Below are 25,550 nucleotides of genomic sequence, written 5' to 3' on the forward strand. Positions count from 1 at the left end.
CCCCTCAAGATGAGATTTCCCAGTATGTAAGACCCCTTGAAGACGACGAGGTAGATAGGCTGGGGGTGGAAGTGCAGTAATGCATGGAGCTGACCAGTACTAATCGGTCGAGGGCTTATCCAAGATATGCAGGTGATACATCGCGAATTTCGTTTCGGATCTAGTTTTCAGAGAATGATCTCTGAAATGTAAGGCTAAGCTATGCGTTTGGTGGCGATGGCGGAGGGGTTCCACACGTACCCATCCCGAACACGACCGTTAAGCCCTCTAGCGCCGATGGTACTTGGACCGCAGGGTCCTGGGAGAGTAGGACGCCGCCAAGCAATCGAAAGACACGATCGTATATAAGCGATCGTGTCTTTTTCTGTTATTAGAATTATAGGGATTATTATAATTACTATAGACTGTCTTATTTATATTAGTCCGTAGAGATAAAACTCATTTTATACATAAAATACTGGCCTTCCCATCATCGAAGCTGTGATACAATAGGTGAGGTCTATATAGAAACGGAAACACGCATGAGTATGAGGGGGAACTGGAACACGATGAAATCCGCACCGTTTATTGCAGTGGAAGGTCCCATTGGAGCCGGGAAAACAACGTTGGCAACAATGCTTTCCCAGGAATTGAATCTTCCGCTGGTCAAAGAAATTGTAGAAGAGAATCCCTTTCTGGCTTCCTTCTATCAGGATATAGATGAGTGGAGCTTCCAGCTTGAAATGTTTTTTCTGTGCAACCGATTCAAGCAACTGGAAGACACGGGCGCTCACTATATTCAACAGAACACTCCCGTTATTTCGGACTACCATATCTATAAAAATATGATTTTTGCCGATCGTACCCTAAAGGGAACAAAACGGGACAAATACCGTCAAATCTATCATCTCTTAACGGATGATCTTCCGAAACCAAATCTGGTGCTATATATTGAAGCTGGACTCGATACATTGATGCAACGCATCAACAAACGTGGACGGTCTTTTGAGCAGGATATGGACCCTGCGTATATGGAACAGTTAATCGCAGATTACAAAACAGGTATGGCCTACCTGGCTAACAGTCCGAATCCGCCGATTATCATTAAGGTGAATGCGGAACAGCTCGATTTTGTAGAATATCCTGAACATTTTAAACAGATTGTTAATCAGGTAAAGGAGTATATCACATGAACAACTATGGCATTCCCACGAATGCATTAATCACGGTAGCAGGTACTGTAGGGGTGGGCAAATCCACACTAACTGCAGCTCTGGCAGAGCGTTTAAATTTCAAGACCTCTCTTGAGCAAGTCGACCACAATCCATATCTGGAGAAGTTCTATCATGACTTTGAACGTTGGAGCTTCCATTTGCAGATCTACTTCCTGGCAGAGCGTTTCAAGGAACAGAAGAAAATCTTTGAACTGGGCGGCGGATTTGTACAGGATCGTTCCATTTATGAGGATACTGGCATCTTTGCGCAAATGCATGCCGATCAGGGCACAATGTCGACTACGGATTTCGAGACATACAGCAGTTTGTTTGAAGCGATGGTGATGACACCATATTTCCCTCATCCGGATGTACTGATCTACCTGGAGGGTAGTCTGCCATCCATCCTGAATCGAATTACGGAACGTGGACGGGAAATGGAGATCCAGACGGATCGTTCCTACTGGGAGCATATGCATGAGCGCTATTCGGTATGGATTAATCAATTTACGGCTTGTCCGGTGTTGCGTTTGAACATTGATGAGTATGACGTGAATGACCCAGCATCGGTGGATGCCATTTTGGCACAGATTGCAGCTGTCATTAACCCGGCTAAGGAAATCTAAATAAGAAATCATTATAATTTCGCATCCCCTCCTATGACAATAGGAGGGGATGTATTTTTATTTTACAGTGGAGCTTGGTTTATGCTTTGTCAGATAGTACAGGAACCATACGGCATGCCTTTGCTCGTCTGTGGCAGCCCGTCTAAATGTTTCTTTAATATGCGGGTCAGTGGCCTGATCTGCAGCATCAGAATAAAATTCGACGGTCTGTTGCTCATCTTTGAAGGCATAGTGAATTCCCGCGATGTATTCGGATGGACAATCCTGGGAGATTTGGACAGTGGGCTGAACTCCCGTCAAGGATACATAGATACTAATAAAATATTGAAGATGCTTCATTTCATCCTGGCGTATCTCCTGAATACGCATTTTTTCTTCTGTAGTTGGTGCCAATTCGGCAAGTTTAGTATAACAGGCAATAGCTGAGGATTCTCCGTTTATGGCTTTCGTAACCTGAGCTATGATCATGCTGTCATTCCGATAATAAGGATAACTGTACAAGGGAGTTGCTCCTTCCGTACATCTTCTTACAGCATATTATGTGAATCATAGGCAAATGTGCCTGTTCTAAAAATCAATAATCTGCATACCTAAGCATAGAAATTTGTTGAATAAAAGCAGGTTTTGTGGTTTCATAGGAAAGGTGAATTCTGGAAAATAAGCATAAGCATGACTCAGGAGGGAAAGTCAACGTGGAAGAGAAACAAGGGATCAAGATCGGCATGCCAATCGTTGGTGGTTTATTGGCAGCAGTTATAGGGGGTATTGTGTGGGCAGTGATCGCTGCCATGACGGAAAGAGAGCTTGGGCTCATTGCTATTGTCATTGGGGCGCTCACAGGCTACGCGGTTGTATTGTTCTCAAACAAACGAATCGCAACAGTACATAAAGTCATCGCAGTTATATTTGCACTTATAGGTATTTTGCTTGGAAAGTATCTGACGGTGGTGTATTTTACATCCGAGTTGTTCAGCGATGCGAGCATGATGGATCTGGTATTTGATGGTGAGATGGTAAGCGCATTTGTGGAAACCTTTACGGATTATTTCAGCGAGCCGGTTGATCTGTTATTCATCGTACTGGCGATCGTGTCGGCATGGCAGATTCCAGGACGGATGGCAAAAACCAGTCTGGCATCGGATGCATCGTCGTCTGATCACGCTCCAAGAGCTTAAACTGATTCGACTGGAAGACGCAGAAATTCTGTGGAATACAGGATTGCATGCAAAAAAAGGCGTACTCAGAGTGAATGGCTTTAAAGCCCGTTCACATTGCGGCTGAGATACGAAAAAGGGGACGTAGGCCAATGGCGTACGTCCCTTTTTGAATGAACTCAGCAAGAGGTAGATCCAATTGATCCTCTAATGTTCTAATCGTCCAAGTAATCACATGAATACCTAATGGTGGTGGACATCGGATGAGACAAAATGGAACTACAGCTTATTGCCTGATTAGCTGTTTCGATCAGCAAAGGCAGTCATGGCATCCCGCATAAATACAGCCAAGCCTTCGCCGAATTGATCAATATTACGTGTAAAGCGTTCGTCTTCCACGTACATCTGCCCCAGCCCTTTGAAGGCTTCAGGTGAATAATTACCCATGTTGTTTAGATAGGTGTACCATTCCGAGATACCGGCTTGAGCTTCGGCAGATGTGGGGTCAATGTGACGAATTGCTGCCAGTCGGGTGTAGATTGAGTTCATTTGATCGGATAGGGCTTTTTGCTTCTCAGGAGGCTGGTTCTGTAATTTTTGGTTAGCCTGATCCACGACTTGGTCTCCCCAACGTTCCCGCGCTTCCTGCTCATACGGATTATGACTGAAATTAAATCCTTCGAATTGTTCCTTGGCTGTCATTTTAATTTCTCCTCTCGCGTGTTGAACTGATTTATCAATGGTGGCAATCATTTGGTCCAACCGCTGGCGCTTTTCCAGTAGAATACGGCGATGCATATTTAGGGCTTCCTCCTGATCGAAAGAGGGATTGTTTATAATTTTCTTGATATCTTTCAGGGAGAAATCGAGTTCTTTGAAAAATAAAATCTGCTGCAGCATTTCCAGATTGGCATCTGAGTACAGTCGATAACCGACAGAAGTCACTTCGTCCGGTATTAACAGTCCGATCTCATCATAATGATGCAGTGTGCGCACACTGATCCCGACAAGTTCAGCTACTTCTTTTACTTTCATGGCCATGATTAATACCTCCTTACACCACCGATTGTACAGTGTCACGTTACGTGAGAGTCAACAGGGAAAAATGAAAAAACAAGATGCGAGCATGGAAACCGCATCTTGAGAATGGATTGGGGGAGTGAAAGCTAAGTAAATGTGTAAATGAGTAAATGTGTAAATGATTGCAAGCTTGGATAATTTCAATTATCCGTTGCTTACAGGAGTGCTGCTTGTCCATGTTATAGACTGTTGCGCTGTATGGGTAGTGCGACTGCCTCCTCTGTTATGGAGAGGAGGCAAAGTGTTGTTAGGCTGCACCAGGCACTTGGTGCAGCACAAGAGCTGGCGGTGCAGGGAGCGCATGGCTACGCCTGCATCCCGCGCACCGCCGCAGCGAACTGCGCAGCCGCTGCGCGCACATCGGCCGCGCCCGCGATGGCGGAGATGACGGCTACGCCGTCGGCTCCTGCCGCCATCACGGCGGCCGTGGTATCGGGCGTAATGCCGCCGATACCTACCACCGGAACTGCGATGCCTGCGGCGCGCAGTTCGGCCACCCCGGCGGGGCCCAGCACAGCGTGGGCATCCGCTTTGGACCGCGTCGGGTACATGGGCCCGACGCCAAGATAATCGGCGCCCGCCTGCATCGCACGGCGGGCTTCCAGCGCGGAGTGGGCGGATACGCCAAGCATCCGCCCTTCTCCGATGCGGGCGCGTACCAGCGCCGCGTCCGCATCGTCCTGGCCGACATGCATGCCGTCGGCCTCCACCGCCACAGCCAGCTCCACATCATCGTTCACGATGAACGGTATGCCGTGCTGGCTGCACACCTCGCGAAGCCGCATCGCAAGCGTGATGCGTGCTTCGCAAACCAGAGCGCCAGTTCCTTTTTCCCGGAACTGGAACAGCGTAATGCCGCCAGCGATGGCCTGGCGCAGCACCTCCACCGGGTCACGCGTCGTATTCACGCTGCCCATCACCAAATACACCTGCATCGCACGGCGTATCGCTGCTGCATCCAGATGGCGCATCACTGCTCACCTCGCTGTCTGCGCTGATACGCAAAATGATTCGTCGGCCCATGCCCGGCCCCAATCCCTAGCTCATCTTCGATAGCTGCCTGAATGAATGCTCGCGCGGTCGTGACGGCAGCAAGCACAGAGGAGCCCTTCGCCAATTCGGAAGTAATGGCTGCAGAATACGTACATCCCGTTCCATGGGTATGTCGTGTCACTACCCGAACATTCTCCAGGTAATGAAATGACTGCCCATCATAGAGCACATCGACAATCATGCCACTTCCCTCATCATGACCACCCTTCACCAAAGCATACGTCGAGCCCATCTGCACGATCCGCTTGGCAGCTTCTTCACGCTGACCCAAATTCATAATGGACATTCCAGTGAGCAGCTCGGCTTCCGGAATATTCGGTGTCGTGATCAGTGCATGAGGCATTAACTCTGTAATTAGCGCCTGAACGGCTTCCTGCTGTAACAGGGGGGCGCCGCCTTTGGCAACCATAACCGGATCAATGACCAGATTGGACCAGGCGTATTGCTGCCATTTCTCCGCGACCAGCCGAATGATCTCGGCACTGTAGAGCATGCCTGTCTTTACCGCTGAGGGCTGAAAGTCATCACCGGTCGAATCCAACTGTTGAGCGATACCTTCATATGAGATAGGGAAGACGCCCTGCACACCTGTTGTATTTTGGGCAGCAATGGCTGTAATCACAGTCATGCCGTATGCGCCGAGCTCCTGAAAGGTCTTCAGATCGGCCTGAATTCCAGCGCCGCCGCCATTATCCGAACCTGCGATCGTCAAAGCCTGCGCAATACTCATTGGACACCTCCATCGATCTGGCGAACCTGTACCCGTTTTGCGAGAATGTCAGGTGTCACTAGGGCCAGTTGATTTAGCAACTCGATTTGGAAGCTGCCCGGTCCCTGGTCAGCGGTACGTTCTGCCGCAATCTCTGCTGCAATGCCATAAAAAGCGAGTGCTTCCACAACGCTGTTCAGCAAGTCGTCACCTGGTTTCGCTAGGGCTGCAAAAGCCCCAATCACTGAACTGAGCAAGCAGCCAGCACCGGTCACTTGGGTAAGCAAGGCATGTCCATTACTCGTCAGGAACGTCGTTTGTCCATCCGTAATGACATCCTCTCGTCCGGTAATGACAACCACACAGCCGAGTTTTTGTGCCGCCCGTTCGGCTATTCCGACGCGATCTCCCTCGCCTTGACCTGCATCCACGCCTTTGATACTCCAGCTCTCACCGATGACATTGGCGACTTCCGCCACATTGCCACGCAATACCGTAAGGCGAAGCTCACGAACGAGCATCTGGACCGTTTCCGTACGATAGGGGGTTGCCCCAGCTCCGACCGGATCAAGCACAACAGGCACGTTATTTGCATTCGCCGATTGACCAGCCAGGCGGATTGCTTCAACTACCCTTTCGTCCAGAGTGCCAATGTTCAATACAACCGCTCCGGAAATTTTGGCGACATCTGCCACTTCTTCATGTGCATAGGCCATAAAAGGAGATGCACCGAGTGCAAGTAAACCGTTGGCGGTAAAGGGAGCAACGACAATATTAGTAATGTTATGAACAAGTGGATTTTGCGTACGAACACGTTCCAGATAAGACATATAAGATCCTCCTTATAAACAAGAAATTCGATCAACAAAAGCAGGCAGGGAAGGGTTGCCCTTATATTCAGTTGTTAATTCTGCAACGTTGGGAGTAGTGGGGGTTCCAATAAATGATGGGAGTTAAAAGCTATTCACGGATAGCTGCAAAGTCCATTTGTAAAAGCTTAATTAAAGATCCAAATCCTCGATAAGAATTCTATTCGTCCAAGAGCTGAATTCCGAATCTACTCAGGTGGACCGACATGGATAATGAATGACAATTTTCGGATTTTGCTTGATCTCATCCAGCAAGCGATTTCCTCACTCGCCCTGCAAGTTAATAAAAGCTTCCTCTGCCTTCACGGAATCTGGAATCAATTCACTTTGGACCAGCCATGCACGAACGTTTTCCCAAGACGAGGCGTCCTGTCCACCAAACGGCTGACCTTCTTCATTCATCAGGGGCAGTAAAATATTCAAGCTTTTGGTTTCGATCTCCGGGTCAAGCGGAGAGGTTTCGTTCTCATGTGCGAGCAGAATGTTCAACGCGTCCTCGGGGTGCTCCGTTACGTATTTCTGTCCTTCCTGTATCGCTTTGATAAAGCGTGTAAGCTGATCCTTTTTCGTTTCAATGCCCACCTCACTTGCAGTGAGGACCAGTTCATAATAATCAGGTACGCCGTAATCGACGGGATTGAATGAATTTATCGCATGGCCTTCTTTTTCCAAAATCAATTGCTCATGGTTAATAAAACCACCCATAATGGCATCCGCCTGTCCGGAAGCCATGGAAGGAATCAGGTCGAATCCCACATCCACCAGATCCATCTTGTCAGGATTACCTCCATCCTGGCTGATCATCGTACGCACCATCGCTTCATACAGGGGAATTGAGGAATAGCCGACCGTGAGCCCTTGAAGATCTTTAGGCGACTTTACTTTACCATCTACTTCAGTCAACAGATGCACAAGCGGATGCCTAACGATGGCTGCAATGGAACGTACAGGAATGTTCTCCCCACGCGCGAGCAGAATTTGCGGCTGGTAGCTCAACGCCAGATCGATTTTTCCGGCAGCAACAAGCTTGAGCGAGTCATTCGTATCGGCAGGCATCTGGACATCGACATCTAGTCCTTGGTCCGTGAAGTAACCTTTCTCCTGAGCAACATAGATGAAGGAATGTACGGCATTCGGGTACCAATCGAGCATGATGGACAGCTTATCGTTGGAATCTGATGACGTTTTGGTCGCAGATGATTCTGTATCTTTTACATCGGGAGCTGAATCAATAGCAGGTGTGTTGGTACCCGTATTCCCGCATCCGCTAACGATCAGCATCAGGGTTATAAGAAGGAGGGGGAGTAGGGGATAGATATGCTTTGTATTCATCATTTAAAGTACCTCGTTTCCTTGTTTTCTGTTTTGAATATGACGTTGTGTACCGAATCTTCTTTCCAGCCATGCAATAAGTACAAACAGGGCAATACCAAGCAGGGATAACAGCACAATAGCGGCGAACATGGCATCCGTGTTCATGTTGCTCGACATTCTGCGGCTGAAATAGCCAAGTCCCTTACTTCCGCCGAGCCATTCTCCAATCGTTGCACCAACTACGCAGTACACCACAGACATCTTCAGTCCTGAAAAGAAGGAGGGAAGGGCAAGTGGAATCTGGAGTTTACGAAAAATATCCCACTTGTTGGCCCCCATCGTCAGCAGCAGTTCACGCTGTTCCGGATCACCTTGGCGCAGGCCATCATAGGTGCTCACGACAATCGGGAAGAACGCGATCAGGAATACCACCGCGACTTTGCTCCACAGCGTGTAGCCAAACCACAGGATGAAGACGGGGGACAAAGCGATTAGTGGAATCGTCTGACTAATTACGATGAAGGGATATAACGCCTTTTCAATGGATCGGTTCATATGCATGCCTGTTGCAAGCGCAATCCCTGCACCAATGGACAGGACAAAACCGACGGTAACTTCGATCAAGGTAGCAGGTAAATGTGTAGCCAACAGGAGTCGGCGATGCTCATATAGCGAACTGGCAATTGCCGTAGGGGCTGGAATGATGAAGGAGGGCACCCATACCATATTCACAATCCACTCCCAGATAACGAGCAGTAACAACATGAGCAAGAGAAACAGACCATAACGGGCAAGCCAACGCTTTACACTATCCTTCATGCTGTCTCTCCAGTTACCGTTTCGCATGCAGTTGTTCCTCCAGAAGTCGTCTCATCTGAACGAGAGCCGATGCATAGATCATGTCTGAATGTCTTGGACGCGGCAAAGGTACCGTTATATCCTGCAGCTGTTGGCTTTGTCCCCCTGGAGTTAACAGGATAATTCGATCACTGAGCAGCAAGGCTTCTTCAATATCATGCGTGATGAACAACACGGTTTTGCCCAAACTTCCCCAGAGTTCTAGCAGCCAGCGATGCATCTCCCGTTTGGTCAGGGCATCGAGTGCACCGAATGGTTCATCCAGCAGCATCAGCTGGCCGCCTGTAAGCAGGGTGCGCAGCATTGCGACTCGCTGCCGCATGCCGCCGGACAGTTCGTCCGGGTACGCATGCGCGTAGCCGGATAAGCCAAATCTGTCGAGGCCAGCCAGGATGTCCGCCCGAATCTTTGCCTTGTCCTGCCGCCCTGAAGCAAGTTCGGAGGGGAGCATACAATTCTCCATGACGGTTCGCCAAGATAACAGGAGGTCCTTTTGCGGCATGTATGCCACGCGTCCAAGTCGTTCTCCTTCGCGAACCCACGGAATTTCGATGGTTCCGTGGGTTGGCTCGAGTAAGCCTGCCAGCAGCTTGAAGAGAGTGCTTTTACCGGAGCCGCTGGAACCGATGAGGGAGACGAATTCGCCTTCCGCTACACGCATCGACACATTGGAGAGCACGGGGGAATCCCTTTTTTCCGGGAAAGCAAAGCTCATGTTGTGAATGGTTATGTCGTTATCCATCTCGTTCCGTTCCCCCTTCTGATTCAAACATCAAACTGCGGGATCTTTAATTACATCTTCTGATCTGTCGCAGAACGCGAAAAAGACCCACCCATTTCCAGAGAAATGAGTGGGTCTATACGTTCAATTCATATTAAATTTCATCATTAACATGAAAAAATCCGCTTACGGATAGGCCGCTCCACTTCCCTCCGCTGGTATAATCCAGATCAGGTTCAAAGGGTCCGAATCGTTCGATTCATCTCAGCCGCAAGGCCCCCCTAGTGCAATGTGCAAGATATGCAGTTGTGTACTCAGCATATATCACAATGAAGCGGAATGTAAAGAGCAGGATCAGGCACGTCGTGGTGAGAAGATAAATGAATGAGAGAAGAAGCATGTACCGACTAGTGAATGAGTACACCCAGCTCACGGATCAAACGGGCAATCTGCTCAGGGGTGCCAATCGTAATCCGAAGCCAGGTAGACATACCGAATTCGGCACCGCCGCGGACAGAGATGCCTCTGTTCAACAATTCTTTGGTAATGGGGCCGCTATCCTGTAACAGATTGACCATGATGAAATTCGTATGGGAAGGAATATAGGGCAATTTCCACTGATCAAAGGATCGCATTAACGTTTCCCGTCCCTCACGATTGTAGTGCAGGCAGTGAGAGACAAATTCATGATCATCCAGACTGGCCGAAGCGGCTGCCTGAGAGGTAGCGGTCAGACTGATGGGCAGCTTGACCCGGTTAATGCCTTCAATGATGCTTTCATTCCCGATGCCATATCCGATTCGCAGGCCGGCAAGTCCATATATTTTGGAGAAGGTCCGCAAAATAATCAGATTATTGTAATGCTCCAGCAGTTTGACCGTATCGGGATAATCCTTGCTCTCCACAAATTCATAATACGCTTCGTCCAGGACAACCACCACATGAGAGGGAACATGCTCGAGGAAACGATGCAGTTCCTCTGCGGTAAATATAGTTCCGGTCGGATTATTCGGATTGCACAGCCAGATGATTCGGGTTGAAGCGTTGATTTGCTGCCGGAATTGCTCCAGGTCGAGCGAATGGTTGACCAAAGGCACTTCACGGATGACACCGCCTACCAGCAGCGTCGCGCCCTTATACCAGTTGAAGGAGGGTACCGGAATGAGTGATTCCTCGCCCGGATTAAGATAGGCTTGGGCAGTGAGGGTCAGCAGCTCGAATGATCCACTACCAAATACCAGTTGGGATGTACTGACACCCAGTCGCTCCGCAAGTTTGTCACGCAACAGTTGGCTGGAACCGTCGGGGTATTGTGCCAGAAGATCGGAGCCTAGCGATCTGACCGCTTCCGCAGCCAGGGGAGAAGAACCAAACGGATTCTCGTTCGCTGCAAGTCGATCCACACTTTCCAGTCCCAGCTCTCGCCGGATCTGTTCCATGGATTTGGCAGGAGTATAAGCCGGAATTTGATTTAACAGGTTTTTAACAGGAGGAGAGGGAACGGGTGAAAGGGATTGCATAATCATGCCTTCTTTCCAGTGGAATTAGATCGAGAATGATATCTGTTTCTGGGCAATCTGCTGTGGTGTCTCTTGTGGCGGAGTCAACAATCGATTCAGAATCAGGTTTTCAAAATGAGCAAACCCGCTGTCCCGAATGCGTGGCCGCTCCAGCGTAATTCGGGTATCCATCGTTATATGACCATCCTCGATTAACAGGACTCTGTCCGCAAGGGCCACCGCTTCACTTACATCGTGGGTGACCAAAATGACGGTCAAGTCTTCTTCCACCCACAAGCGTTCGATTAACTGCTGCATCTCAATTCGGGTCAATGCATCCAGCGCACCCAGCGGTTCATCCAGCAGCAGTAAGCGTGGATGACTGGCGAGTGCCCGTGCCAAGGCGACACGTTGTTTTTGCCCGCCGGATAATACGCCCGGCCAATCGCCTTCACGCTCTCCCAGTCCTACATTCCGAAGTGACTGGCGTGCATCTTCCTTGTTCTTGTCGGGGATGCCCAGCCGTACATTGTCGAGCACGGATTTCCAAGGCAGCAGTCGGGCTTCCTGAAACAGAAACCGTGTCTCGGGTGCCGTACTGCCAAGTTTTCTGTTGCCCAGCATAACGCTCCCGGAAGAGGGGGCTTCCAGCCCGGCGATCAGACGCAGCAAAGTACTTTTGCCACAACCGCTTCGTCCAACGATGGCTACAAATTCCCCTTGTCTTACATTGACGTTGATGTCAGATAGAATTGTCCGCTGATCATACGATTTCTGAACCCCGTTGACTTGAAGAAAAGGACTGATCTGACTTGTGCTCATGGATTAGTTCACGCTCCTTTGGCTTTACTTGCGGGATAGAGTCGGGTTCCAGCCCAGCCAGCGCCGTTCCAGCCATTTGGCGATGGTATCGGACAGCTTGCCCAGCAGAGCATATAGCAGAATGCTTAAGACGATCACATCCATCTGCATGAATTCCCGTGCGTTCATCGCCATGTATCCAATTCCCGCATCCGCTGCAACCGTCTCCGCTACAATGAGTGTCAGCCACATGATGCCAAGTGCATAGCGAATGCCCACCAGAATGGAAGGCAGCGCACCTGGCAGGATGATGTCCCTGTAGAGCGACCAACGGCTGAGGCCGTACACCTTGCCCATTTCAATCAGACCGGGATCGACCGACCGTATGCCGTGGAACGTATTCAGATATACGGGAAAGAAGACGCCCAGGGAAACGAGAAACAGTTTCGCTTCTTCACCGATCCCGAACCATACGATAACGAGGGGGATCAACGAAAGATGTGGGATATTACGGATCATCTGGACAGAGGAGTCTGCCACCTTTTCCGCAAGAGTAGAGATGCCATTCAGTACACCAAGCAGGAAACCGAGACCACCGCCAATGATGAATCCACCCAGGGCACGCCGCGCGCTGATACTAATATTGTTCAGCAGCTCACCGTTACGAAGCAGCCGAATGAAAGCCTCCAGTACCTGAGCGGGACGGGGCAATATATTGGCTGCAACGACTCCAGACGCCGTGAGCCATTGCCATAGAGCCAGAATGAGCAATGGTACGACAAAAGGGATGAATCGGTTAAACCATGTCCGGTTGAATATGTTGGAACGCACGTTAAGCATACCTCCTTGCCTGTTCTTATTTGCCTTCAGCAGCTGGCAACTGATCGCTAAGTACATCACTCCAAAACCTGCTTACATCTACCGCTTGATCAAAAATGCCTGCTTGCTGGAACGTATCCGCTACATCCTGTTCGGACTTGAGTGCATTATCAGAAATGGCAACAATGCGTGAAGGCCGTTGGGCTTCTCCGTCCCTGTAGGTTTTAAGTGCCTGCTCCAATGGCTGGTGGGTGCTGTCAGCAGTAATTTGAGCCCATTCTTCCTGATGTGTGCGAGCCCATTCGTTAAATTTGTTAATTCGTTCCAAATAGTCGGCGAGAGCCTTTTTCTGATCTTCATCGGCAAGGGCCTGATCCGAGGCGGCAACAAGAAAGCTGCCTGACAGAATGTCTTTGGCGCTGGCGATGGTGATTGCTTCATTCTGATGTGCGGAGATGATGGCGTTGCCGTAACTGGCGAGAGCTTCCACTTTTCCGCTGATCAAGGCGCTGTGGCCATCAGCAGTCGTAAGTTCGACAGGGCTGATGTCACTCCAGGTTAATCCAGCTTCCTCCAGCATTTTGAGCAGGAAATAGTGGGCAGTTGTATTTTTTACAAATGCGACTTTCTTGCCTTTCAATTCAGCGATGGATTGAATCGGTGAATCTTTGGGTACAACAACTTCCTGATTTAATGTGCTGCCTTGTTGTACGGCTATGATTTTGAAGCTCCCACCGTTCGCAGCTTGGGAGGCAAAAATAGGAGGGATCTCGCTAGTCACACCAAAGTCAAGCTGGTTTGCGGCCATCGCTTCCAGGATGAGATTGCCGCCCTGAAATACGTTGTAATGCACTGTGTAGAGGGTGTCATCGAGCCCGGCGGCCTTCAGCCCTAATTCAAGATTGCCCCATCCAGTCTGACCTACCCGAATGGAAACACCACTGGTTGAATTAGAAGCGGCTGTAGGTGATGTGCCTGCACCTGTAGCCTGATGATCAGCTCCTGTAGAACAGCCGGACACAATGAGAAGGAGAAATGTACTCACAAGAGCGGTTAAAGGTAGGGAGTAACGGCGATTTCGACGAATCATAGGGAAGAAACCTCCTTGGTATGTGAAATTCTCTCAGTGGACTTATCAGACTCATAGAAGCTGCCGGATGCAATAAACGCTCTGCCGATACGGTCTGCCTGAAGAATGGCTTCGGTTACCTGCGCTGTACTAACTCCGAAGGAGAGGTGTTCTGCACTGCCTTCTCGTAATTTCAATCCAACTGCAATGCGTACAGCAGCTTCCTGTGGTTGACTATGTAGGCCAAGCTGGGCAAGGGTAATGGGTAGATTCAGCTTGTGTAACAGAGTAAGCAGCTCATTCAGCTCGGCATCTGCTTTGCCTTCGAGAATACGTTGGGTGAACAGCCCGAAAGCTACCTTTTCTCCGTGCAGCGAAGCATGCGTCTCAGGCAATCTGGTGAGGCTATCGTGTAATCCGTGAGCTATAGCTGCATGGAGGGATCCGTCACTGATACTGCCGACAAGCCCTGCGAGGACAATAATAGCGTCGATAACATCACGGAATTGCGGTGTATTTCCGGTAGTGTCGGGGGACTCATAGACATCGATAGCATGTGCTTCCAGAATATCGAGTGCAAGCTTGGCGGTGCTGACACTATGTCGCAGCGTAAGACTGGCGCTGTTTCCACTGAGGTTGACCGCGAACTCATGCCATTTGACCAGCGTATCGCCAATGCCTGCGGCCAAATATCGTTTAGGGGCAATTGCCAGGATGCGACTGTCAGCCAGAATCAGATTCGGAGAACGACGGAGGGGGCGATATCCTGCAGCCTGCCCTTGTTCATCGTAGAGCACGGTTAAGGCAGACCATGCGGCACAGGTTGCTGCAATGGTTGGAATGGTCACAATCGGAAGGTTCGCCTGCTCCGCAACCGCTTTGGACAGATCGAGTACCCTGCCGCCCCCTATACCGATAATCAGATCAACGTCCAGATCGAAAGCGTGCTGGGTGAACGCATCAATCTGACCTGTCGTCACTTCCCCACGAAATAGCTGCACATGGAACTTGACCTGATGCTCTTCCAGTGAAGGCAGAAGGTGGGGCTGTACGGCTCCCCATGCAGACTCACCGGCAATGATGAGAGCATGATGCCCAAGCTGTGCAATCCTTGAGCCGCTTCGTTCAAGAAGGTTAGCCTCGTGTACATATACTGCGGGTGCTTTAACAGTAATCATGATTACACTCCCTTTATAACATATTATTCTTACGTTTTAACTTGGTTTTAAATTGTTTAGATTCTAGCATTGCAACTCTCCAACCACAATAACCTGGACAATCAATACATCCTATACTTCGATTGAAAGAATCTATAGGTGATAACAGAAAGGAGAAAAAAGAAACATCGACTCTCTACTCCTCTTACTGGGGCAGGTTTATTTAATAAGAAAGATACGGTAAAATTTCTATATGTTGCTTTCGGGATATCAAATAGGGGGAGTGTTTATGATTATGAAAACTATTGGCCTTATTGGTGGAATGAGCTGGGAATCATCGTTAGAATATTATCGAATTATTAACGAAGAAGTGAAAATTAAATTGGGAGGATTGCATTCAGCCAAGTGCATTTTATATAGTGTGGATTTTGCAAAAATCGAGCGCTATCAAGCTGAAGGTGATTGGGAAAGCTCGGGTACATTATTAGGGAATGCTGCTCAGTCTTTGGAAAAGGCAGGAGCAGAAATGATTGTATTGTGTACAAATACGATGCATAAAGTGATTAAACATATTGAAGAAAAGGTGAGTTTACCCATTGTACACATTGCCGATTCAACAGCAAATCAAATTCAAAAATCCAAAATAAGTACGGTTGGTTTACTTGGCACTAAATATACGATGGAACAAGACTTTTATAAAACAAGAATTGAATTAAATGGTATTAAGGTTTTGATACCGAATGAAGAGGATAGAAAAGTAATAAATAAAGTAATATATGAGGAATTATGTATAGGGGAAATTCAACAATTATCAAGGGATTATTATAAAAAGGTAATCAAGAGGTTAGTTGATGATGGAGCTGAGGGGATAATATTAGGTTGCACCGAAATTGGATTATTAGTAAAACCAGAGGATTCAGAAGTTCCATTATTTGATACAACACGAATACATGCCATCGAATCTGTTAATTTGGCATTAGCTAAATAATTTTGACACAACCAGATAAACTAGTTCTCGGATTTACCTTGGCTCTCTAACCCGATATAATAGTGGTGGCACATATGGGCCGGATCATAAATGAGGGTGGGACTGTTCTCCCTCTTAAGCAGAATGGGGACCCCGAGTTGAAAACATTCAAGAAAGTATATATTGAGATCACAAGTATATGTAATCTGGCATGCAGCTTCTGCCCGCAGACGAAACGTGCCAAAAATTTCATTGACCCCGAAGTCTTCAACAATATATTGGATCAGATCAAACCCCATACCAAGCATATTTATTTACATGTCAAAGGTGAGCCGCTGCTTCATCCCAAAATTGACTTGTTACTCGATTCCGCGCATGAGAAGGGGTTCAAGGTTAACATTACGACGAATGGTACACTGCTGCCCAAGACCCAGCACAAGTTGCTCGGCAAACCGGCGCTGCGTCAGATGAACTTTTCTTTGCACAGCTTTGATGGACACGAAGGTTCGACAGATCGTGAGGGCTATCTGGGCAATGTGTTGTCTTTTGTCCGGGAAGCAGTGAAGCACAATGTTATTATTTCATTCCGTCTCTGGAATCTGACACAGGATAACTTCACCAATGCCCAGATGAACCGTAACCGGGAGACACTGGAGGTTCTTGAACGGGAGTTTAATCTGGATTTCCGCATTGAGGAAAAGGTGGTGCCAGGCAGCGGTGTGAAAATTGCGCATAATGTGTACCTCAATCAGGATCACGAATTCCAGTGGCCGAGTCTGGATGCACCGGAAGATGACGGTAAAGGCTTCTGTCATGCGCTTCGCAGTCAAGCAGCTGTGCTTGTCGATGGAACTGTGGTTCCATGCTGCCTCGACGGTGAGGGTGTAATTAACTTGGGCAATGTTCACGAAAAATCGTTCTCGGAGATAGTAGATGGTGAACGAGCAAACAATCTGTTCTATGGTTTCTCCAAACGGGAAGCGGTGGAGGAATTATGTCGGAAGTGCGGATATCGTCAACGGTTTGGAGCCTAAAGCGTAATTTAATAAATATAATCAGAGATCAAAATAATAGAGATCACATTGTCTGGAAACAGATGAAGTGGTCTTTCGTTTTTTCTAGAACGATAAAGGAGCATCTAACCATAGATTACGAGTTGTAAATAAGGCATACCCGAAGTTGAGATCGGCACATTCGACGTTGAAGTGCGCTGCAAAAAATGCCGAGATCACAGGCATGATGCTGACGTTTCTATATCTAAGCTAATGATTATTATTGTAACATCCCTTTTTTGGTAGGATTAGGGTAGGTTCCGAACCAGAGGTGCACCTCTGAGGGGTTCCGTAAGGACAAGCTCTTGCTTGTACGCCAAATATCAGAATAAGGGAGGATTTAAGTTATGAAAAAAATGTTGACGTTGTTGCTGTCCGCCGGTCTGGTCGCTTCATTATTTGGTGCAATCCCCGCTTTAGCTGCACCTACCGTTGTAAACTCAACAATTATTGTAGCCAAGGGTGAAACGTTTGACGGCAAAGGCCAAACCTATGTAGCTAACCCCTCCACACTGGGAGATGGATCTCAAGCAGAAGATCAGAAGCCGGTATTTCGCTTGGAGGCAGGCGCTACGCTCAAAAATGTGATTATCGGTTCGCCTGCAGCTGATGGTGTTCATTGTTACGGTAACTGTACGATATCAAATGTGGTTTGGGAGGATGTAGGCGAGGACGCTCTGACTCTGAAGTCAGCTGGCACGGTCAACATTACGGGCGGGGCAGCTTACAAAGCCTATGATAAAGTGTTTCAAATCAATGCAGCGGGGACGATTAACATTAAAAATTTCCGTGCAGACGATATTGGCAAGCTGGTGCGTCAAAATGGTGGAACAACCTTCGCGGTGAACATGACGCTCGACAACTCGGACATTTCCAATGTTAAAGATTCTATTATGCGTACGGACAGCAGTACATCGCAAGGGAAAATTACAAATACACGTTACTCCAAAGTACCGACCTTGTTTAAAGGCTTTGCATCAGGCAAAACAAGTCAATCCGGGAATACGCAATATTAAATACGGTTCGTGTCGGTTCGTAATCGTTTTCCTATAAACGAGTTGAAGCATGCCAATTAAAAGGGGCTGTCCCATAAGTCATCATAATGACGGGGGACAACCCTTGTTGGCGTTATTTTTGGTCTAAATGAACCTGACACACTATTCGCTCCCATTTACACCGTTGTGAGATGCAGAAGCATATTTCCGCAAGAAGAACCATATATTTAATCACTCTTTCCCCTAGGTTAAACTTGATTTTCTCTTATCGGGATTGTCACAAATACCCATGTGTTGTACAGTAGAAGCAATGAAATAAGTGAACCGGGAGCTCAATGAAGTTGGGCTGAGAGAGTGGCCTTGTGCCGCTGACCGTATATCTGATCTGGGTAATGCCAGCGTAGAGAACATGAATTTGCGATGTGCAATGGTAAGGATTAAGGATAAGGAATAGATGATAGATGATAGATGTCAGCGTTTCTTGGGTGCAGCGGGATTTTTCCTGATGTGACGGGGATGGTGTCGTTTGTTTTCTTCTTTCTCCATATTTGCCTAATCCGTAGCATCGTGAGAATTGTAAACTGTGCGTATGGCCTGCCTGGTAACCGGGGAGGCTTTTTTGTTTTTTTTATAATCCAAGGGAAACAGAGGAAGGAAGTAGAGAACATGTCGACAGAATCACGCAGTAACAAATTGAAATTAACCGATATCTTGGTAACGATCGTGATTGCAGTTGTGTTTGGAGTAATCTACAAAATATGGGGGCCAACGTATGATCTGATGAAACCGTTCGGCGTTCATGCAGAGCAGATGATCTATGGCATGTGGTTTATGGCGGGCACGTTTGCTTTTGTCATTATCCGTAAGCCGGGCGTGGCTATTCTCGCTGAAGTTGCGGCATCAACAGTGAGTGCTTTTCTTGGAAGTGAATGGGGGATGTCCACACTGGTGTATGGCTTGTTTCAAGGACTGGGGGCAGAGATATTCTTTGCTGCAATGCTGTATCGAAAAACGAACCTGTTTGTCACCTGCCTCGCAGCGATTGGAGCAGCAGCGGCATCGCTATTGCTGGATTATCAGTACGGGTACATCGATTCACTCTCGGCGTGGAATTATACGCTGTTTATCGGTTTCCGCTTCATAGGTAGTATTCTGATTGCGGGTGTATTCGCCTATTATCTGGCCAAAGCGTTGGAGCTGACAGGGGTTACGCGCTCGCTCAGACCAGTTTCAAAGCAGGATTATGAGGCATTGGACTAGATGATCACGAAGGGGAATGCGCAGGCGGCAGGTGTTACGAATCTAAGATGCAAGTTCCCGGGAGAGAAGGCCTTGGTGTTTCAAGGCTTGTCTCTCTCTGTGCGTCAAGGGGAGAAAGTGTTGTTACTTGGACCCAGTGGCTCGGGCAAATCGACCTTGTTGCAAATTCTGAGCGGTCTGATTCCGCGATCTGTGGAGATTCCGATGAAGTGCGACGATATTCAGGTGCCCGAACAGCCCGGCATTGTTTTTCAAGATCCGGACACCCAGTTCTGTATGTCATATACGGATGAAGAGATTGCTTTTGTCCTTGAAAACAGAAATATTCCGCGTGAGCAGATGCCAGCTCTTATCCATCAATACTTGGAACAAGTCGGGTTACACTTTGAACATAATCGAACACTGATACAATCCATGTCTCAGGGCATGAAGCAGCGTCTTGCGATGGCTTCGATTCTTGCGATGGAGCCGGACGTGCTCTTTTTGGATGAACCAACGGCGCTGCTGGATGATGAGGGAACCTCACAGGTGTGGGATACGGTGAAACAGATTGCACAGGACAAAACACTCATTATCGTTGAACATAAAATTAATGAAATTGTCGATTGGGTAGATCGAATCATCGTATTGTCGCCTGAAGGAAAGATTGTAGCGGATGGCCCCGCGAATCAGGTGTTTACGGATGAGCGGAATATGCTGAGAGAATACGGAATCTGGTATCCAGGGGTTTGGGAAGAACGGGGCCAGACGAGGTCACAGGTGTTGGTCAAAGAAGAGCCTATTCTTTATGCGACCACAGAAACTGAAAGTATGGGTAACAAAGAAGAGCGAGCTTCTGCTCAGCTCCAGCCAGTCCTGGAAATGCAGCAATTCACCGGATGGCGCGGAAAAACGCCATTCATTCAGGTGGAACAGGCCAAGGTATGTTACGGAGATTGGGTGGCGATTGTCGGAGCTAACGGGGCAGGTAAAAGTTCATTATTGCTGTCTATGATGAATATCCTAAAAACGACAGGTCATTATGTTGTGGAAGGACAAACGGCCGGAAAAACGGAACAGCTTGCAGATCACATTGCCTTTGTATTCCAGAATCCTGAATTTCAATTCGTGACAAATACGGCCCGGGAAGAAGTGGGATTTTCCTTGCTGGGTGGCAAACTAACTGCCAAAGACAGAAATGTTCGAACTGATCATATGCTGGAGCAATTCGGACTGGAAGAGCTGTCCGAGCGGCATCCCTACCAACTGTCGATGGGACAGAAACGCCGCTTGAGTGTAGCGTCTGCTCTGGTGCGAGAACAGCGTATTTTGTTACTGGATGAGCCTACATTTGGACAGGATGCGCGAAATACCTTTGCGATGTTATCACAGCTGGAACGGCTGCGGCGTGAAGGGACAGCTATTGTGATGGTTACGCATGACCGGGAAATCGTGAAGCGTTATTGCAACCGGATCTGGACGGTGGATAAGGGGAGGTTAACGGATGCAGCTTTCGTTTCCTCATCGTGAGACCTGGCTTCACGCGGTGAATCCGGGATTGAAAATGACTTTCCTGACATTGCTGTTTGTCTTCGTCATCCTTATTCACAACCTGAATGTAATGGCTAATGTGGCAGTTGTCATGCTGTTATTGTTGGTCTGGACAGGTCACCCATGGCCCAGGTTATTGCTGTACGCGTCTCCGTTCATTCTGGTATTTATATCAACTTCCACAGGTATGATCATGTTTGGTAAAGGCGAGACCACTTGGTTTCAGTGGGGATTGATTCATATTACCGAAGAGAACTTTTATCGTGGGTTACACCTGGGATTTCGTTCGCTAAGTATGGCGGCGGCTGGATTGTTGTTCGGCCTGACGACCAAGCCTGTTCGTCTCTTTTATTCTCTCATGCAGCAGTGGAGGCTCCCACCCAAGTATGCTTATAGTTTTCTGGCGGCTATGCGAATGATTCCGATTTTACTGGATGAATTCCAGACGCTGCTTTACGCCATCCGCATTCGGGGAACGAGGCAGCGCGGCTCCCGCTGGAATGTTTATGGCATCCTGAAACGATATGCTATTCCACTACTTGCACAGAGTATTCGCCGTGCGCAGCGTATGGCGGTGGCGATGGAAGCGAAGGGATTCAAGGAAGGCGGGAGCCGGACGTTTTATGTTCAGATTGGGTACTCCCAAGCGGATGTATGGTTTGTGGGGTATTTTATCATTATGTTAACGGCTGCTTATCTATTGGGGATCACATTCCCTTATAATTCAACGGTTGTGGATGTAAGGTGAGACCTGTAATTATTTCACGCTTGGTAAATATATTTGGGAGTAACAGTAACTTTTCCTTGTTCAAAACGTCTTTAATGGAAATAACTTCAAATAGATGAGGTGAACGAGCGTGAAGAGAGGGTCGATGTGGCAAAAGACGGGGTACCTATGGATCACTGTAGCTGGAATATCGGCCGTACTGGTTACGGGGTTCATGCTGGTGGAAATGGATACTGAACCACGGGCAGGACAGGGCTCCGGTTCGACAACTCAAGCCTTGTCTGCACAAGCGAAAACGACTTATAAAAAGGGAGATACCTTGAATTTGGAGGCAGGTATGCCCCTATACACCCAAGTTATAGATAACAAAGTGCCCGTTGATTTGATGGGAATACAGTACTACACCTCCAGCAATGAGAAAATTAAAATACAAGCCGTTCGCGGCGAATGGATCAAATTCGAGGATTACAGCAGAGGGGAATTCTGGATTCCCGGCTGGTACGCATCCAAGGAAAGTCGAAGTTTGAAGACTATAACTCCCCAAACGTTCAGTCTTCGTCCCGGAAGTAAGCTGTATCTGGCTCCGGGAAGCTCGACAAGCTGGTCTCCAAGTCCATCGCTTACAGATCAGGCGGTGATTGTTGCAGCGACAAAGGATTGGTATGGCGTTTCCATCGCTCCACGAATCTGGAACAAGGAATCATTCACTTATCGACCTGCACTGCTCTGGATCAAGGCACAGAGTATAGAGCAGCAAGCCATTGTAGCGGATGGTTGGTTTCAACAGGATGCATCGCAGTCCGCGTTGGCTGTACGCCATTTGACGGATATCATGTTGAACAAAAAAACAACCTCCAAACAAGTCAAACAATGGCTCGGTGAACCGGACTGGAAAGAGAATTCGGCCAATTTGAATGACACTGGTTATGCAATGAGTATTGGACAGACCTGGCGATATGAGCGAACAGATGCCCAATTTCTGGTGACATTCGATAAGAACGGCAAACTTGCCAGAACACGCTGGAACATATCGCAAGATGATCCAAACAAGGTGGAGTCTGATTGGAGCTTCGGTCGTTCGGATGAATACGAATTCACCACCAAAATCACAGGCAAATCATTGCCGATAACACTACCTTGGAAACCAATATGGACGAATCAAGGGGATATCAATTATACCTTTTTGCAAGCAGCGACGGATGATGTGCTCCTGATGAAAGGGGATGACGGTGGATTTAGTGGGGGTTACTACGAAGGTTCCATATACGCCCTTAATCGTCATACAGGCCAGAAACTATGGCAGATCAATTCAGGGTATGGTGCGCTGCAAGCATATATAGATAGCGACCGTAAAGCTGTGACGATATATACAAGTTACGACCCAGACAAGAAAGAATATGTGGATCGTATACGCCATCTCCGGCTGAAGGATGGAGAGGTCACTTGGGAGTACACCCCACAGAAACAAAACAGATTGAAAGGCATTACTGCCGCAAAGAATGCAGTCGTTGTTGATAGTCCGGTTGTTGAAGGTTCAAGCAATAGCTGGTTAACCGTGTTGGACAGCAAGAACGGAAAAACATTGTGGAAGCGTAAACTAACTGCCGGCTATGAATTATTAAACAAGAGCGCAGAAGATCCTTATGTCATGTATTGGGAAAAGGATAAATTGATTGCAGCCGATCCGCGATCTGGCCGTACGGTGTGGAGCATTGCTGCGGCAAAATCGACGATAGAGCCTCTGGATCGGAATCCTTATTTTGATGGAATCATCCGCCTTGATCCGTTTGCAGCTGCACAGCCAGAACGCTGGATGCTGCTGGATGACCTGTGGGTGCTGGTCGATCTGAGCACAGGTAAGAAGCATGCACAGTTTCCAGCCCGGATGGGACAGCAAATCGAAGTGCTGAATGACGGCATGATACTCATCCGTGAGCACAAAAACGGGGAAATGTATGGTGATTATGCAGATTTCACAACCACCTTGTATAATGCCAAGAGTAGTAAAAAACGATGGACGCTGAACGACAAAATTGAACGGGTCCTCGTGGAGGACGATCAATTATATGTAATCAAAAACGGTTATCCAGCAGCCCTTGCATATGATACAGGCGAAACACGTTGGTCCGCACAAAACACGATTTCTTCACTTCGATATCCTACCAATCAGGGGAGTTACCTGGTGATTGATGATCAGCTTTTGCTGCCGATGGGTGAGGATCTTCTGATCATGGATAAACATGACGGTACCTTGATCGGCCGTGTACATGACGTTGTAATGGGAAGCCCGGAGCATCGTGATCGGGATGCGAAGAATGGAACCATGAATCGGCTCGGAAATGAAATCTATATCGGATCGTCCAACGGACGGTTTAGCATATATGAAGCAAGTGACTTGAACATAGATATCTCACGTTAAAGCTTGTTTCATGTCGAATGATGATTTATTATAGATAAACAGGATTGCTCGCGCTCCGGTTATCGGCTGTGCGGGCTTTCTTCATGTGTTCTTAAAGGACCATGTACGATCAATCGCAGGAGGAATCTCCCATGATTTCATTATACGGGGTAAGCAAGCGTTATAACGAGCGTGGGTCCCGTGAGGATCAGGGATTCGAGGCGCTAAGCTCGGTTTCCCTGGAAGTAGGCCAGGGAGAGATCCACGGCATTATCGGCTCCAGTGGTGCAGGGAAATCCACGCTTCTGCGCATGCTCAATGGATTGGAGAAACCGGATGACGGCGAAGTCATTGTAAATGGGCAGCATCTGACCCGGATGAGTGAGCGGAGTCTGCGTCAGGCCCGAAGGTCCATTGGCATGATTTTTCAGCACTTCAATCTGGTTAGCAATCGGACAGTGATTGGCAATGTCTGCATGCCTCTGGAACTTGCTGGCGTTTCCCGTTCCGATCGGCTTGCGCGGGGACAGGAAGTATTGAGATTTGTCGGACTTGAGGATAAGGCCAATCAATATCCTGCACAATTAAGCGGAGGGCAAAAGCAACGTGTTGCCATCGCAAGAGCACTTTCCAGCCGTCCGGATGTGCTGCTCTGTGATGAACCTACATCATCGCTCGATCCGCAGACAACGAGTGGAATTCTGGATGTGCTGCGTCATGTCCATGAAACGCTGGGTGTGACGATTGTACTTGTTACGCATGAGATGGAGGTTGCCCGAAAGCTTTGCGACCGGATATCGGTGATGAAAGAGGGACGGATTGTCAAAACGCTGTCGAAAACGGAAGTACGCAGTATACCGGTACCGCAGCCTGATCTGCTGACATCCTTACTGATGGGTGAGGATATATCCATTATCGGACGAAATGCCTCTCTTCATGGTGGTCAGGAGGATCATAATGATGATACCTGAATCCGTTGTGGAATATCAGCATGAAATATGGCAAGCCATCGGGGAAACCTTTGTTATGGTGGGGATCTCCATCATGGCGGCAGTGTTAATCGGGTTGCCACTTGGAACACTATTATATCTGTTCAGAAAAGGGCAACGTTATCAGAATCGACCTCTGTTCACGATTCTGGGAAGCCTTGTTAACATCATTCGTTCCTTCCCGTTTCTGTTGCTGGTCGTATTTATGATTCCGTTCACCCGCCTAATCGTTGGAACATCCATCGGGACGCTCGCGGCAACCGTCCCGCTCTCGATCATCGCAATTGCTTATTACGCCAGACTGGTAGAACAAGCATTGCTTGATGTACCGAAAGGTGTGGTTGAAGCTGCTTCTTCCATGGGCGCATCGACCATGCAACTTGTGGTGAAGTTCCTGTATGTGGAGGCCCGTTCAGGACTCGTCCTCGGTTTAACAACTGCCACCATCAGTTTCATCTCATACTCTACGGTGATGGGGATCGTCGGTGGTGGTGGGGTTGGTGATTTTGCGATTCGTTACGGCTATCAGCGATTCGAGACGGAAATCATGGTATTTACCATTATCATTATGATTATCCTGGTACAGATGATCCAATTCACAGGCAGCAGATTATCCCGCTGGCTTGATCGCAGATCCTGATTAGGGACAGGCCAGCAAAGAAAAAAATGAAATACAGCATGACCAATACAGATTACATGATGAAGGGGTA

General features: G+C 48.1%; 25 protein-coding genes, 2 rRNA genes and 1 riboswitch. Of the genes, 14 read left to right on the plus strand and 13 right to left on the minus strand.

Features of this window, described 5'->3' with window-relative positions; translation table 11 throughout:
• The 4 genes from QP794_RS13965 to QP794_RS13980 all read left to right on the plus strand — a co-directional run.
• Window positions 1-123, plus strand: a 23S ribosomal RNA gene (locus QP794_RS13965); the annotation flags it as partial.
• 83 nt (window positions 124-206) lie between these two features.
• Window positions 207-323: ribosomal RNA gene (rrf, locus tag QP794_RS13970) — 5S ribosomal RNA — on the plus strand.
• A gap of 225 nt (window positions 324-548) precedes the next feature.
• The gene (locus tag QP794_RS13975) at window positions 549-1,172 is read left to right on the plus strand and encodes a deoxynucleoside kinase (protein ID WP_285077490.1); all 624 of its coding nucleotides are present in this window, start codon (window positions 549-551) and stop codon (window positions 1,170-1,172) included.
• The gene (locus QP794_RS13980; RefSeq protein ID WP_285077492.1) at window positions 1,169-1,819 is read left to right on the plus strand and encodes a deoxynucleoside kinase; all 651 of its coding nucleotides are present in this window, start codon (window positions 1,169-1,171) and stop codon (window positions 1,817-1,819) included. The genes QP794_RS13975 and QP794_RS13980 overlap by 4 nt, the downstream gene beginning before the upstream one ends.
• A gap of 57 nt (window positions 1,820-1,876) precedes the next feature.
• Here QP794_RS13980 and QP794_RS13985 read toward each other — a convergent pair whose 3' ends face one another.
• Window positions 1,877-2,320 carry a ferritin-like domain-containing protein gene (locus QP794_RS13985; RefSeq protein WP_285077494.1) on the minus strand — a complete coding sequence of 148 codons (444 nt, stop codon included), beginning with the start codon at window positions 2,318-2,320 and terminating at the stop codon, window positions 1,877-1,879.
• Between the two features lie 191 nt (window positions 2,321-2,511).
• Here QP794_RS13985 and QP794_RS13990 point away from each other — a divergent pair, with 191 nt between their 5' ends.
• Window positions 2,512-2,994, plus strand: coding sequence for a hypothetical protein (locus tag QP794_RS13990; RefSeq protein ID WP_285077495.1), 483 nt, complete (start codon window positions 2,512-2,514; stop codon window positions 2,992-2,994).
• A 276-nt stretch (window positions 2,995-3,270) separates the two neighbouring features.
• On the opposite strand, the gene QP794_RS13995 is transcribed toward QP794_RS13990, so the two are convergent.
• The 12 genes from QP794_RS13995 to QP794_RS14050 all read right to left on the minus strand — a co-directional run bounded on the left by QP794_RS13995 (window position 3,271) and on the right by QP794_RS14050 (window position 14,943).
• Complete coding sequence (locus QP794_RS13995) at window positions 3,271-4,014, minus strand: MerR family transcriptional regulator (RefSeq protein WP_285077497.1); 744 nt, start codon at window positions 4,012-4,014, stop codon at window positions 3,271-3,273.
• 344 nt (window positions 4,015-4,358) lie between these two features.
• Window positions 4,359-5,024: a thiamine phosphate synthase gene (thiE, locus tag QP794_RS14000; RefSeq protein ID WP_285077500.1), complete on the minus strand. Its 666-nt coding sequence runs from the start codon at window positions 5,022-5,024 to the stop codon at window positions 4,359-4,361.
• Window positions 5,024-5,836: a bifunctional hydroxymethylpyrimidine kinase/phosphomethylpyrimidine kinase gene (gene thiD, locus QP794_RS14005; protein WP_285077502.1), complete on the minus strand. Its 813-nt coding sequence runs from the start codon at window positions 5,834-5,836 to the stop codon at window positions 5,024-5,026. The genes thiE and thiD overlap by 1 nt, the downstream gene beginning before the upstream one ends.
• Window positions 5,833-6,645 carry a hydroxyethylthiazole kinase gene (gene thiM / locus QP794_RS14010; RefSeq protein ID WP_285077503.1) on the minus strand — a complete coding sequence of 271 codons (813 nt, stop codon included), beginning with the start codon at window positions 6,643-6,645 and terminating at the stop codon, window positions 5,833-5,835. Before thiM ends, thiD begins: the two co-directional genes overlap by 4 nt.
• A gap of 303 nt (window positions 6,646-6,948) precedes the next feature.
• A complete protein-coding gene (locus QP794_RS14015) occupies window positions 6,949-8,016 on the minus strand; it encodes an ABC transporter substrate-binding protein (protein WP_483311915.1) in 1,068 nt (355 codons plus the stop codon).
• A 3-nt stretch (window positions 8,017-8,019) separates the two neighbouring features.
• Window positions 8,020-8,844: an ABC transporter permease gene (locus QP794_RS14020; RefSeq protein ID WP_483311909.1), complete on the minus strand. Its 825-nt coding sequence runs from the start codon at window positions 8,842-8,844 to the stop codon at window positions 8,020-8,022.
• Complete coding sequence (locus tag QP794_RS14025) at window positions 8,831-9,598, minus strand: ABC transporter ATP-binding protein (RefSeq protein WP_285077507.1); 768 nt, start codon at window positions 9,596-9,598, stop codon at window positions 8,831-8,833. The genes QP794_RS14020 and QP794_RS14025 overlap by 14 nt, the downstream gene beginning before the upstream one ends.
• A 169-nt stretch (window positions 9,599-9,767) precedes the next feature.
• Window positions 9,768-9,870: riboswitch (TPP riboswitch) on the minus strand.
• A gap of 114 nt (window positions 9,871-9,984) precedes the next feature.
• The gene (gene hisC / locus QP794_RS14030; RefSeq protein WP_285077509.1) at window positions 9,985-11,097 is read right to left on the minus strand and encodes a histidinol-phosphate transaminase; all 1,113 of its coding nucleotides are present in this window, start codon (window positions 11,095-11,097) and stop codon (window positions 9,985-9,987) included.
• Window positions 11,098-11,121: 24 nt separating this feature from the next.
• Entirely contained in the window at window positions 11,122-11,898 is a 777-nt protein-coding gene (locus tag QP794_RS14035) for an ATP-binding cassette domain-containing protein (protein ID WP_285077511.1), read from the minus strand.
• 24 nt (window positions 11,899-11,922) lie between these two features.
• A complete protein-coding gene (locus QP794_RS14040) occupies window positions 11,923-12,717 on the minus strand; it encodes an ABC transporter permease subunit (protein WP_483311910.1) in 795 nt (264 codons plus the stop codon).
• Window positions 12,718-12,733: 16 nt separating this feature from the next.
• Window positions 12,734-13,786, minus strand: a complete 1,053-nt coding sequence (locus tag QP794_RS14045; RefSeq protein WP_285077515.1) for an ABC transporter substrate-binding protein — start codon at window positions 13,784-13,786, stop codon at window positions 12,734-12,736.
• Window positions 13,783-14,943: an iron-containing alcohol dehydrogenase family protein gene (locus QP794_RS14050; protein WP_285077517.1), complete on the minus strand. Its 1,161-nt coding sequence runs from the start codon at window positions 14,941-14,943 to the stop codon at window positions 13,783-13,785. Before QP794_RS14050 ends, QP794_RS14045 begins: the two co-directional genes overlap by 4 nt.
• Before the next feature lie 274 nt (window positions 14,944-15,217).
• Between QP794_RS14050 and QP794_RS14055 the strand changes: the two genes are divergently transcribed.
• The 9 genes from QP794_RS14055 to QP794_RS14095 all read left to right on the plus strand — a co-directional run bounded on the left by QP794_RS14055 (window position 15,218) and on the right by QP794_RS14095 (window position 25,480).
• The gene (locus QP794_RS14055) at window positions 15,218-15,910 is read left to right on the plus strand and encodes an aspartate/glutamate racemase family protein (protein ID WP_285078024.1); all 693 of its coding nucleotides are present in this window, start codon (window positions 15,218-15,220) and stop codon (window positions 15,908-15,910) included.
• Window positions 15,911-16,047: 137 nt separating this feature from the next.
• A complete protein-coding gene (locus QP794_RS14060; RefSeq protein WP_094938439.1) occupies window positions 16,048-16,923 on the plus strand; it encodes a radical SAM/SPASM domain-containing protein in 876 nt (291 codons plus the stop codon).
• A gap of 365 nt (window positions 16,924-17,288) precedes the next feature.
• Entirely contained in the window at window positions 17,289-17,957 is a 669-nt protein-coding gene (locus tag QP794_RS14065; RefSeq protein WP_024628995.1) for a pectate lyase, read from the plus strand.
• 645 nt (window positions 17,958-18,602) lie between these two features.
• The gene (locus QP794_RS14070; RefSeq protein ID WP_285077521.1) at window positions 18,603-19,196 is read left to right on the plus strand and encodes an ECF transporter S component; all 594 of its coding nucleotides are present in this window, start codon (window positions 18,603-18,605) and stop codon (window positions 19,194-19,196) included.
• Entirely contained in the window at window positions 19,197-20,705 is a 1,509-nt protein-coding gene (locus QP794_RS14075; RefSeq protein ID WP_285077523.1) for an ABC transporter ATP-binding protein, read from the plus strand.
• Window positions 20,680-21,474 (plus strand): energy-coupling factor transporter transmembrane component T family protein, encoded by a 795-nt coding sequence (locus QP794_RS14080; protein WP_285077524.1) that lies wholly within the window; start codon window positions 20,680-20,682, stop codon window positions 21,472-21,474. The genes QP794_RS14075 and QP794_RS14080 overlap by 26 nt, the downstream gene beginning before the upstream one ends.
• Window positions 21,475-21,583: 109 nt before the next feature.
• Window positions 21,584-23,872 (plus strand): outer membrane protein assembly factor BamB family protein, encoded by a 2,289-nt coding sequence (locus QP794_RS14085; protein WP_285077526.1) that lies wholly within the window; start codon window positions 21,584-21,586, stop codon window positions 23,870-23,872.
• A gap of 131 nt (window positions 23,873-24,003) precedes the next feature.
• Window positions 24,004-24,822: a methionine ABC transporter ATP-binding protein gene (locus QP794_RS14090; RefSeq protein ID WP_285077528.1), complete on the plus strand. Its 819-nt coding sequence runs from the start codon at window positions 24,004-24,006 to the stop codon at window positions 24,820-24,822.
• Window positions 24,809-25,480: a methionine ABC transporter permease gene (locus tag QP794_RS14095; RefSeq protein WP_285077531.1), complete on the plus strand. Its 672-nt coding sequence runs from the start codon at window positions 24,809-24,811 to the stop codon at window positions 25,478-25,480. The genes QP794_RS14090 and QP794_RS14095 overlap by 14 nt, the downstream gene beginning before the upstream one ends.
• Window positions 25,481-25,550: the final 70 nt, after the last annotated feature.

This window comes from Paenibacillus sp. UMB7766-LJ446 (genome assembly GCF_030226665.1).
Taxonomy (GTDB): domain Bacteria; phylum Bacillota; class Bacilli; order Paenibacillales; family Paenibacillaceae; genus Paenibacillus; species Paenibacillus vandeheii.